The sequence below is a fragment of the uncultured Roseibium sp. genome (assembly GCF_947499295.1).
GTDB lineage: Bacteria > Pseudomonadota > Alphaproteobacteria > Rhizobiales > Stappiaceae > Roseibium.
Genome location: NZ_CANMNP010000018.1, coordinates 120781 through 132371, shown reverse-complemented (window position 1 = coordinate 132371; position 11591 = coordinate 120781). Strand labels below are relative to the sequence as shown.

Here is an 11591-nt window from a genome sequence, read left to right as displayed (position 1 = left end):
TAAGGCAACAGTGCAGACAACATCATGATCGATATCACGGACATACCTGCACTTCTGAAACGCAATATCTTCTGGCTGCTTCTGTTTCCAGTCATTTTTGCCGGAATAGCGTTTGTTTTTGTTGCCTTGAAGACCCCTGTCTACGAGACGAGGGCCGAGCTTCTTGTGCAGCCGGAGGGAGCGCAGACCATATCAAGCAATCCGGTGGGGACCGCCAGCAACCAATCCCTCCAGAGTATGGATCTGGACAGCCAAACGCACATCATTCTGTCCGCAGCCGTTCTGAACCAGGTTGCCAACAATCTTGGACTGGACGACTCACCACAATTTCAGCAACTGGGACTGAGGCAAAAAATATTCGGCGGTTTCAGCTCCAACCGATCCTCTGCGGAATCAAGAGAGGCCACGCTTGAAGCCTTGCGTGAGGCGCTCAACGTGTACAGGATCGAAAGGTCTCTGGTGTTCGTTATCGTGGTCAAGCATACGGATGCAGAGCTCGCGGCGGCAATCGCGAACGAGACCGCAAACGCATATATCGAGCAATCCAGAACAAACCGCACGCAGTCGCTCGCACGGGCAAGCGAAAGTCTGAGTGCACAAGCAGAGCAGTTACAAGGCCGTGTCGAAACCGCAGAAGCCGCCGTGGAAGCCTACAAGGCGCGGCAAGGTCTGATTAGCACTGCCGGCGGGTCGGTTATCGATCAGCAGCTCGACGCGCTCAACAACCAGATCACAGAAGCCCGGGTGACGATGGAAAGGGCCAAGGTCATCAATGACCAGATGGCATCTCTGACCCTGGCGGACGTCGAGGCCGGGATTGTTCCCCAGGACGCGATCAGCTCGGTTTTGAACTCGCTGCGGGTTCAGTATTCGCGCATCGCACAGCAGGAAGCTGAGGCTGCTACAACGCTCGGTGCAAATCACCCGACTTTGCGCGAATTACGATCGCAAATGAACAACACCGGGCGTCAAATCCAGTCCGAACTCCAACGTATCAAACAAACGGTCAAAGGCCAGTTCGAACAGGCACGCCTCACCTTGAGCGGGCTGGAGCAGCAATCCAAGAATTTGCAGTCGCAGAACACGCTGCAGGGCAAAGCGCTTATCGAACTGCGCCAGCTGCAAAGCGAGGCCGATGCCAGCCGCAGTATCTATGAGGCATTCTTGAAACGCTCAAGAGAACTGGAAGAACTTCCGGATCTGGGCGCCAACAGTTCCAGAATACTTTCAGAAGCGCCGGTGCCCAGCTCACCGACCGGACCCAACAAGATCGTTGCCCTCGGCGCCGGTAGCCTGTTCGGGTTTGTATTTGCGGCAGCTGGAGTGATCGGTCTTTCCCTTCTACGAGGTAACTTGACCAGCGAGCGAGCCGTCGCGACGGGGACGGGCGCTCCGATCCTGGCCAATATTTCCGCTCCGGCCAATGACCGCGGAAGCGGGTCCGTACTGACCGGGTGGTTGGGAAAACCCTCATCGTCAATTCAAAAACAGAACGGAATTGCACGCACCCGCGTGGCTTACGCTCTCAGGCAGGCATTTGCCGATGAAAAGCCCGCCAACATTCTTGTTCTATCTATTGGGAACACGGGAAATACGTCCCGCTTTATCCGCAATGTAGCTGTTGAATTGCATGATATGGGCGAAGAAGTGCTCTTTGCTCATACCGTTGGCCAACGACGTGCAGATCAATCGTCCGACAGCGTTGTTTCATCGGCCAACCCGAGAGTAAACACGCTGAACAGATTGGCCATGAACCTCTCCGATCAGAGCCTTGAAATCGCGGCAGAAGACAGCGACCTCGGCTCTGCCTCTCAAAGGAAAGGCCTGTCGAGTTACCTGCGTGTCGAGCAAATCGATACTAAACGAAAATACGCAGCCAACGCAGATCTCGCATCCAGCTATGACGACTTTCTGCTCATCGACGCCGGCAATATTGACGCCAGTCCGCTGTTGCCTGTCCTTTTGCGCCATTGCGATGGTATCATTCTGATTACAGCGCTTGGCGAAACCAGATCCAGCGACTTTGAGCGCACAACGGCCTATCTTGAGCCCTGGCAAGACCGGATCATCGGGAATGTTGTACTCTCAGCTGTCTGACCGGCCAGCCTTTGCCGGGACATTGCAGGACATTGAAGAGCGTCGCTACCGCCTCTGGCTGAATGCTGTCAGCGCAGTTGTAATCGCGGCCCTGACGTTCAACTTCCTGCTGGCGGTTTTCAATACCAATTTGTTCGGAATTTCCGAAAGCCACGTCATCTTAACCGAGCTTGCATTGATCGGCTGCGCGCTTCTACTCGCCGTAAGCCGTAATCCTGCGCTCTATGTCATTCTGGCACTTTATCTGAGTTACATGGCCTTCATTCTTGCCTTGCGTCCGGAACTTGACCTGAAAGCCATTCGCGACTTTCTCATCCCGATTATCTTTTATTTCATCGGACGCAAATTTCAGCGGATAGAAGACGCCGACAGGCTGATCTGGACCTGCACCCTCATTGTTCTGGCAATCGGGTTTTTGGAGTTCCTGTTCCTCGACCTTTATACGCAGATCGTCGATATCTTTGGATATTACGTTGCGCGCGGCACTCTGGAAATCGATGACAACTTTATCGAGGGTTCGAACTTGTTCGTCTCGAGCACCCGTGTCGGAGGTCGGAACTTCTTTGACTTTCTCGGACAGATCAGAGCTTCTTCCGTGTTCCTGGAACCCGTAACGATGGGCAATTTCGGGGCTTTTCTGTGCCTTTGGGCGCTCTTTCGAAAGGGTATGAAACACCGGCTGCTGCTCCTGGTACTGGCCTTTGTCGTCATTGTCCTGGCGGACGCCCGTTTCGGCATGTTCGTGTGCTTCTTCCTGTTTGTTGCCGCCGGGGCTGCCTATCTCGTTCCAAGATTTCTGTGGTGGTGCCTGCCGCCGTTGATCGTATTTGCGCTGGCCGTTTTTGGCGGGCTCTTTCCAGACTTGCCCTGGGCCGACAACTTCATTGGGCGGCTCATCCATGCCAGTCACCTGCAGCAACTGATTACTCTGGACGCATTGTTCGGATTGCGGCCGGATGTTCCCTTCCTGGCCGACAACGGGTTTGCCTATTCTATCGTCAAGTGCGGGATTATCGGCTTGCTGGCCCTTTGGACGCTCTTTGTCTATGCGCCCTCCAACGCCCCCCAAGCGCTTCATTTCAAGGCCCTGGCCGTTGTTTACATCTCCTTGCTCATGACCGTTTCCAACTCGTTTTATTCGATCAAGCTGGCAGCCCTTTTCTGGGTCGCTGCAGGAGCGGCAGACATCATGAAGTCGTCAGCAGGCAGCGCGCAACAGCAAAGTGTCAGTGCAAAGCCTCCACCTCCGCACCGCGCTAACCGAAGCTTTTGGAGCACCCGGGACCAAAATCGTCAGAGCCTCAGGGCACGGGTGTAAAGGTCGTCATATTTTTTTGCCGTATGCGACCAACCATAACGTTGAACGGATTGAACTGCGCGCTTACGCACACTCCGATCGGCAACGAGGTCCTGAAGGGCCGAGTTTACCGCACTTGCCGTCTTCGCCGCGTCTTCAAAGTCACAAAGCCGGATGAGCGTATTGCTGCCGGAAAGCGATTGAAAAGCCTGATTTGCATGAACAACCGGAATGAGACCCGCACTCAGGGCTTCAATCAGCACCAGGCCAAATCCCTCATAATCTGAAGCGCTTACGAACAGGCTGCATTGACCGATAAGGTCACGAAGCTGTTGATTGCTGAGACCAACATGGACATTGACCTGGCCACCCACCCCGATAGATTGTGCTTGTGACAGAATGTCATTTTTGGTGAGTTCGGATTCAACACCTGCTACATGCAGTTGCCAGCTGTTGTCGGAAGCCGGCAAGGACTTCATGAGATCCAGCAACAAGTTCAACCGCTTGTTCGTCGAAAACCGACCGAGCGTCAAAAGTGTTTTCCTGGGTTCAAACGAGGCCGCCTCGCCGAACTTATCAAGATCAACCCCGTTTTCGATCAGTTCAGTGCGCCTCGGCGCAATCTTTCGAAACAGATCAAAGTCGCTTTCGCTGCAACAGGCAATGCCTGCATATTGAGACGAGGACAATCGGGTCAACGTGTTGAACCAGACCTGCTTCAGCTGTGCAAACCGGGATGTGTGAAAGAAGCCGCCATGCGTTGTCGCAACCAGGGTCTTTCCATGCCAGGGCCTGCTCAGTGCAAGGGCATCGTAGAAGAAATCCACGGCATGGACGTGCACCAGGTCAGCGTCCTTGATTTCACCCAGGACGGACGGTGCAATGGGGTATCTGGTGCTTCCACGAAACGGAATACGGCAAACTTCGATACCGTCAATAATCTCCCGTTTCGGAAGTCTGGAGCCTAAGTCCGTGAACAGCCTGTCCAGCGTGACAACCTTGAGGCTGGCGAACCGCCCGTTCTGCCTGGCTGCCAGGTTTCGGACAACGTCTTCAAGACCACCTATATTGGGAGCATATTGCCGAACCACGTGAACAACATGCACATCGGAGAAATCAGTAAGGCCGTTAAGTATCTCGTCTGTGTCGGGTTCATGTTTCATATATCTTTTCCGGCGAAAACATTTGTGCTCAAGCACTTTCCGCGCAAGGTAACATCCGTCCTTCAACAAGATCTTTATGATCATATCGCCAACCAGCGCTGACCCGTCCATAGCCTATATGAAATATCATCGCCCAACACTGACCTCATCAAAACGTATCCCGCTTCCGGGACGCTTTGTTGCCGGCGCGCTTGTAGCGACCCTGCTCGTCGCGGCTGTTTCGCATCCGGCTTCCGCACAAAGATGCCTTCGTGGTGTCAACCTTGCAGGAGGTGAGTTTGGCGGATCACAGGGCGAGTATGGGCAAAGCTACATTTATCCCTCTAACGAAACTCTGGACTGGGCTGCGTCCCGGCAGATGACTGCCATTCGGCTTCCCTTCAAATGGGAAAGGCTTCAACCTGAGTTAAACGGTCCGTTTGACAGCGCGGAGCTTACGCGTCTGGTCGAAATTGTTCGGCAAGCCAACGGACGCGGGCTTACAGTCATTCTCGATCCTCACAACTATGCTGAGTATCAGAACGATCGCCTGGGCAAAGGCAATGTGACAGCTGCCGATTTCGCGAACTTCTGGTCTCAACTGGCACCTGTTTTTTCCGGAAACCCGCTGGTCGTTTACGGGTTGATGAACGAACCAACGGACATTGGATCTGCCGTGTGGTTCGAAGCGGCGCAGGCAGGCCTGGATGCCATCCGGGCCACGGGCGCGAACAATCTAGTGCTTGTCCCTGGAAATATCTGGAGCGGAGCCTCGCACTGGTTCGATGATCAGGAAGGAGGGTCAAATGCCGAACTGTTTCAGAACATCTCAGACAGCGCTGACAATTTTGCGTTCGAGTTTCACCAATATATGGATGATAATTTTTCAGGAACCAATCCGACCTGTCCGCGGGTCAAAGACGCCATTCTGGCACTCGAGGGCGTAACGGGCTGGATGCGGCAATATGGGTACAAAGGTTTCCTGGGTGAATTCGGTGGAACCAGTGCACCCGATTGTCTGGCAGGGCTTGACGAATTTGGCGACTATCTGGCCAGCCAGAGAGACATCTGGATTGGTTGGACGGCCTGGGCAGCTGGCGACTGGTGGGGGGACTATCCCTTGTCCCTGCAACCGGATGCAGGGGTCGACAAACCCCAAATCAATGTACTCAAGCCATATTTTCAGGACTTGGACCGGCAATGCGGATGAAACCTGAGCAGCAAATGAGACTGCAAACGGATGAGGTGTATGACAGATAAGGTCCTCATCGTTTCCCGGCACGATTATCGAACCGAGTGGCGAGCCAGCCTGCACTTTCTGGCGGACGCCTATCACGCTTTGGGCAACTCGGTAAAATTCGTATCCGTTGGCTTCAGCCCACTCTCCTTGTTGTCTCATGATCACCGCAAAGCCCTCTCGAGCGATGCCAACAAATGGCAAACCAGGAACGGCATAGAGTGCTTTTTGTGGCGCTCTCCGATACATCCGTTCAATCGAGGGCTCGGCAGCCTCGCTTTCCTGACCAACAGTCTTTTCAAATGGTGGATCAACTCGTCTTGCTCCGAAATGGACCGGGCGTGTGAGACAGCCGACCTGATCATCGTGGAATCGGGAATCGCGGCGGCGTTGGTCGGGCGGATCAGGCGCTGCGCGCCAAATGCCAAACTCATTTACGTCGCATCCGACCTTCTGGAAACCGTGAACGCTCATCCCTTTATCGAAGAGCAACTTTACCGCGACCGATCCGCCATCAGCCACATAGTTGTCGTCGCCCGGGCCATGGCCAAGCACTTCCAGGATTTTGGCTGTCCTGTTCACTTCGTGACACATGGTATTTCAAAAGCAGATTTCGATACAATTGGCCCGAGCCCCTATTCAGGGGGTAAGAACATCGTCACAGTCGGATCAATGCTCTTCGACCCGACATTTTTCGAAATCGCATCTGAAACCTATCCGGACATCCACTTTCATCTGGTCGGTACGCCTAAACTTGAGAAAAGTGCTGAAAACATAACCGAATATGGTCGGATGGAGTTCACGGATACGCTTCCATACTTGAAATACGCCGACGCTGGTGTCGCGCCCTATCACGACATGGAGCATGCGGACTACCTGGTCGACAGCAGCATGAAGCTCATGCAGTACGACTATCTGAAACTCAATGCCATCTGCCCGGATTTTGCTGCTGGTGCAAAACCAAATCGCTATGGCTACAGGCCGGGCGATCCCGCGTCAGTCGCCCTTGCAATCGAACACGCGCTTGGCAGGCCCTATGCGGAAGGCGATTCCAAGGTTCTCGATTGGACAGATGTGGCGAACAGATACAAGGATCTGTGACCTGTCCCGTCCCGTGTTGTGCAACCGTTTCCCGCATTCATCAGATACATTCGAGAAGACTAGCCACACGAAATCTTAAGCGAATAGGCATAAGTAAGACCCGAATAAGCACACAAAGGTTCAAGTCGGAGGGTATTTGTCTCCGATCTTTGACGAACAGGGCCTTGGGCCCAAGATCAAGTCTGGCGCGGATTCAGATGACTGCTATTTCGACTGCGAAGAGTGTAGCCTGATGGCGTCCATGCTTCGAAATTCGGTGGTGAACACCACTGCCGGCATTCTTTCCATGTTCATGGGTTTTATTTGCAGCATCATTGTGGCCCGCACGCTTGGCGTCGAGGGCACGGGCATCGTGGCTTACGCTCTGTGGTTCATGACTGTTGCCACCATTGTGTCGGACTATGGTATGCCACAGGCCACATTGCGCTTCATTGCGCGTGATGTTTCCAGCGATCAGCCATACAGCGCTCTTTTGCAGACATTGCTATCCCGTTTTGTTGTCACAACGGCGATCATGGCAGTCGGGATAGGAACCTATGCACTTTGGCTTGCCAGAGGGAATGACGCACGTGGATCATCCGTCTGGTTCGCCACAATCGTTCTCTTTTTAAGTTACGCCTATTCAACGATCTCCATCAGCGCAGCACAGGGTCTTGGCCAGTTCGATCGCGCTGCGAAGATGACGCTGACAGGCTGTGTCTTGCAGTTTTTCTCGGTGCTGGGGGGCGCTTTGCTTTTGGGTCCCGTTGGCGCAATTCTCGGACATACCACCCGGCACCTGCCGCAAGCTCTCGATCTCAGGCGATACCTTGGCCAGACAGCCGAACGGGTCCGCGAGATCCCGGCTGATGTAAAAATCTACGCGCGCAACAATTGGATATCTGGCAGCGTCTTTGCCCTTTTCGGGGCCCGGATCGAGCTTGCACTTATTGGTTTCTTTTTCACTATCGCCCAGGTGGGTTACTATTCCATCGGCCTGACAATGTCTGGCATGATTGCGCAATTGGCCGTGTTCATTCTCGCCTTCGTGGTTCCCCAATTCGGAGCAATGCACGACAACGCCGACGACACTGCCTTTGCCAGTGCCTTTGAAGAAACGATTCGATGGCTTGGGATTGTCATCGCTCCCATCGCCATTGGTGGTGCCTCCATCGCGAGCGAGCTCATTCCGGCCGTCTTCGGGGAAGACTTTGCCCCCGCGGTCTGGCCGGCGGTCATATTGCTTGCATTTGCAATCGCGCAAGCACTTGCATCTGTCATTTCACGCGCGATCCTCGCCAAAAACCGGAGCACTGACGAGCTTCGCATGATGCTGGTTTGGTGTGGCGCAACCACTGTGTCGCTGCTGATCACCGTACCGTCTTACGGTCAATTGGGAGCCGCCTGGGTTCGCGGCGGTGCCAGTATTCTTCTGCTACTGATGCTGAGTATCTATTGCTATCGCGTCCTTCAGCTCCGTCTGCCCGTGCTTGCCCTTATTAAATCGACCTTGGCGGCGGCTATTTGTGGGGCAACAGCAGCCTACATGCTCACCATCGTCTCCGGACTGATCGGTCTTCTAATCGCCGTCAGCGCTGCCGCACCAGTTTATTTCCTGGCACTGTTTCTTCTAAGGGCGGTCACCTGGAAGGAAATGCGACCGCTGTTCGATGGGTTGAAAACTCGCATGAGATCCTCAAAAGCTGACTGACCTGGCTCGTGGTTCTCGCTCTTTGCAACTTCTATTAAGGCGTTATTAGCCTGAGATTTCTAAATTGAAGCCAACTCTATTGGTTTTCGCATCAGTGTGAGATCAACTGATCGACGCGTTTGCGTTTTGCTTAAGAACATCGAGCACAAGTCTTTGCGACGATCTGAAAACAATGCAAATCGGAACTATTGAAGCAATGTCTATCGGAACCGTATTCGGCGAACGCTTTGGACCCATTTTGCAATCGATCGGAACCCTGCTTTCAAAGCGTGTTTTGAATACACTCTCCGTCGGCTTCTACTCGGTCATCATTCTTGGAACCCTGGCGCTTGCCTATTTCAATCCAGTCTACAACTGGGACATCCTGGCCTATGTCGGGATCGCGGTGGAAGACAGGCTTGATACGGCGGAAGAAATTCACGCGACCGCTTACGGTGAAGTTCAGGAAGCCGCTTCAGAGCTTCAATTCTATAAAGTTACTGCGTCTATTCCCTACAGGGTCGGCCAGTATGAGAACCCGGACCACTTTGTGTCGCTGTTCCCCATGTACCGGGTGAAACTGGCCTATGTCGAAGCAATCAAGCATCTTGGAGAAGTCACCGGCCGCGTGCATGCAACAACCCTGATTTCAACCATGTCCGCGGCGTTGGTTGGCGTGTTTGTCATCGCCTGGAGCTTCCGCCAAAGTTTCGTTCAAGGCCTTTTGATCATCGGTCCCGTCTCCATACTGATCGGCTATGTTTTTTCTGCCAGAGAAGCGACACCTGACCTGATGATGGCGGTATTTACCCTGCCTGCGATCTATTTTGTCTGCAGGGAAAAACCATTCCTTGCAGCACCGTTTCTCATCCTTGCCTTTCTGGTCCGGCCGGATGGTATTCTTCTGTTCTTCGCATTGCTCCTGGCTGCCCTCGTGGTGAGTAAATACCGACTGGCCTATCTGGCTCTCTTCATTGCCTGCGTGTGCCTCTATTTCCCAGTGACCGGGGCCGCCGAGCACCCAGGCTGGTGGCCCCATTTCTATTTCTCCAATATCGAATATCAGGATGACATGCGCGGGTTCGATCCGGCCTTTGACGCCGTGCTGTTTGTTAAGGCCCTGCTCATCAATCTTGCCCGCACACTTCAGGCTTTCGACTGGCTCATGCTGCTTGCGGTATTTCTTCTCGGGTTTGCGCTATTCGTTCGCAACGGCTTCGAGGTCTCGCCCGGTCAATGGATGGCGGTCATCGCTTTGACGCTGTGCATCGGCGGAAAATTCGTCACTTTCCCGCTTCCCGATGATCGTGTTTATTTACCTTACATGCTGCCCCTTTTGCTGGTCCTGATGGAAATCTGGAAGCCTGAGTTTTCAGTCGCACGGTCTGAAACCGAGCGGGTATCATAGACCCGCACAGCTTCCAGACATTGACCCGGGCGGAGTGCTTGAACACCACACCTATCGTCTCTTGGCTGCCTCGCAGACCGTGAACTGGTTCACCTGTGTCTCTTCGAACTGCGCCAATCGTGGCAACCGGTGACCGGTCCTGAAGAACAAAAAACCCGCTTCGAATGAAGCGGGTTTCCGTGTTTGAAGCGACCTGGCATTGATCGCCAGACCGCACTCATTTGCTCAACGCTAACCGGCCTGCGATTTGATGAAGCCGTTCACGATGCTGACAATGCCTTTCGACAAGAGGTCATCCAGCGCATCACAGAACGTATCGACGTTCTCCTTGGTACAGACGAGAGGTGGCTCGAGGCGAATGACATTGCGGTTATACTCAGTGAAGGCCACTAGAATGTCGTAGTCGCGCAAAAGCTGAGCGCCGATAAAGCCAGAGAGCGACCCTTTCAGCTTCTCATCAAGCATGGCGAGCACGGGCCGCAAAACCATCGGCATTGTCTGCGAGAAATCCTGAAACTCCAGTCCGACCATCAGGCCTTGTCCACGGACATCCTTGATGATCTTCGGGTATTTCTCCTGGATCTGTTTCAGGCGCGCGATCAGATGGGCACCGACGCGTGCAGAATTTTCAATCAGGTCCTCATCATAAAGAACATTCAAACCTTCAATAGCCGTGACACTGGCCTCGCCAATCCCGCCGAATGTTGCCTGTGCGTGTATCATTGCCGTTTTGGGAGAGCCGTAGGCTTTCATATAGACATCGCGTTTGGCAATCATCGCACCAACGGCAGCTTTGCCAGCGCCGAGCGATTTCGCCAACGCCGTGACGTCCGGAACAACACCATAGTGTTCGAAAGCGTAGAATTTGCCCGTCCGGCCGTAACCGCATTGAACTTCGTCGGCAACCCAAAGCACATTCTGCTGGTCGCACAATTCTCTGACGCCTTTCCAATAGGATTCCGGTGCCGAGATGATGCCACCACCGCCCTGGACGGTTTCCAAGACAACGACGCCGATGTCCGGATCAGATTTGATGGCATTACTCAAGGCCTGCAGATCGCCGAACGGAACCTTGACCCGGTTACCGACCAACTGGAAATCGCCTTGATAGAGTTCTGAATCCGTGAGCGACAGAACGCCCTTCGTCTTGCCGTGAAATGAGTTCTCAGCGTATACGACCTTGCAGTTTTTCCTGCCCGAGGCCCGCTCGGCCACCTTGACGGCTGCCTCCATGGCTTCTGAACCGGTCGAACCGAGAAACACCATGTCAAGGTCGCCTGGCGAGCATGCCGCCAGGTTCTTGGCAAGCGCGGTTGCATACTGAGAGAGGAATGCAATGGCAATCTCGTGACGGTCTTCATCCTGAAATCGCTGGCGCGCGGCGATCACACGCGGATGATTGTGCCCATGGGCAAGCGAACCGAAACCACCGAAAAAGTCCAGGATCTTTCGACCGTTCTGGTCGGTGTAATACATCCCTTCCGCAGTCTCGATCTTGACCTTGTGGAACCCCAGCAACTTCATGAAATGAAACTGTCCGGGATTAATATGGTCCTTGAAGAGCTCAGCCATCGACTTGGTGTCGAGAGCTTTTGCGTCTTCGACCGTCATCAGGTCCGGTTTGGTACTTCGCATTGCTT

General features: G+C 53.8%; 8 protein-coding genes. 6 read left to right on the top strand and 2 right to left on the bottom strand.

Going from position 1 to position 11591, the window contains the following annotated elements:
* The first annotated feature begins 24 nt into the window (after positions 1-24).
* Together Q0835_RS24000 and Q0835_RS23995 are read left to right on the top strand one after the other, a co-directional pair.
* Positions 25-2097 carry a GumC family protein gene (locus Q0835_RS24000; RefSeq protein ID WP_298965022.1) on the top strand — a complete coding sequence of 691 codons (2073 nt, stop codon included), beginning with the start codon at positions 25-27 and terminating at the stop codon, positions 2095-2097.
* A complete protein-coding gene (locus Q0835_RS23995) occupies positions 2075-3415 on the top strand; it encodes a UDP-phosphate alpha N-acetylglucosaminyltransferase (RefSeq protein WP_298965019.1) in 1341 nt (446 codons plus the stop codon). Before Q0835_RS24000 ends, Q0835_RS23995 begins: the two co-directional genes overlap by 23 nt.
* Here the strand turns inward: Q0835_RS23995 and Q0835_RS23990 are convergent.
* Positions 3391-4557 carry a glycosyltransferase family 4 protein gene (locus Q0835_RS23990; RefSeq protein ID WP_298965016.1) on the bottom strand — a complete coding sequence of 389 codons (1167 nt, stop codon included), beginning with the start codon at positions 4555-4557 and terminating at the stop codon, positions 3391-3393. The two genes, Q0835_RS23995 and Q0835_RS23990, sit on opposite strands and share 25 nt — an antisense overlap.
* 76 nt (positions 4558-4633) lie before the next feature.
* On the opposite strand from Q0835_RS23990, the gene Q0835_RS23985 reads away from it, so the two are divergent.
* The 4 genes from Q0835_RS23985 (at position 4634) to Q0835_RS23970 (ending at position 9951) form a co-directional block, all read left to right on the top strand.
* Positions 4634-5746 (top strand): glycoside hydrolase family 5 protein, encoded by a 1113-nt coding sequence (locus Q0835_RS23985; RefSeq protein WP_298965014.1) that lies wholly within the window; start codon positions 4634-4636, stop codon positions 5744-5746.
* Between the two features lie 39 nt (positions 5747-5785).
* Positions 5786-6874: a hypothetical protein gene (locus Q0835_RS23980; RefSeq protein WP_298965012.1), complete on the top strand. Its 1089-nt coding sequence runs from the start codon at positions 5786-5788 to the stop codon at positions 6872-6874.
* A gap of 136 nt (positions 6875-7010) precedes the next feature.
* Positions 7011-8564, top strand: coding sequence for a lipopolysaccharide biosynthesis protein (locus tag Q0835_RS23975; RefSeq protein WP_298965009.1), 1554 nt, complete (start codon positions 7011-7013; stop codon positions 8562-8564).
* A 196-nt stretch (positions 8565-8760) separates the two neighbouring features.
* On the top strand, positions 8761-9951 hold the full coding sequence (locus tag Q0835_RS23970; RefSeq protein WP_298965006.1) for a hypothetical protein: 1191 nt from the start codon (positions 8761-8763) through the stop codon (positions 9949-9951).
* A 231-nt stretch (positions 9952-10182) separates the two neighbouring features.
* Here Q0835_RS23970 and Q0835_RS23965 read toward each other — a convergent pair whose 3' ends face one another.
* Positions 10183-11586 carry an aspartate aminotransferase family protein gene (locus Q0835_RS23965; RefSeq protein WP_298965003.1) on the bottom strand — a complete coding sequence of 468 codons (1404 nt, stop codon included), beginning with the start codon at positions 11584-11586 and terminating at the stop codon, positions 10183-10185.
* Between the last annotated feature and the right edge of the window lie 5 nt (positions 11587-11591).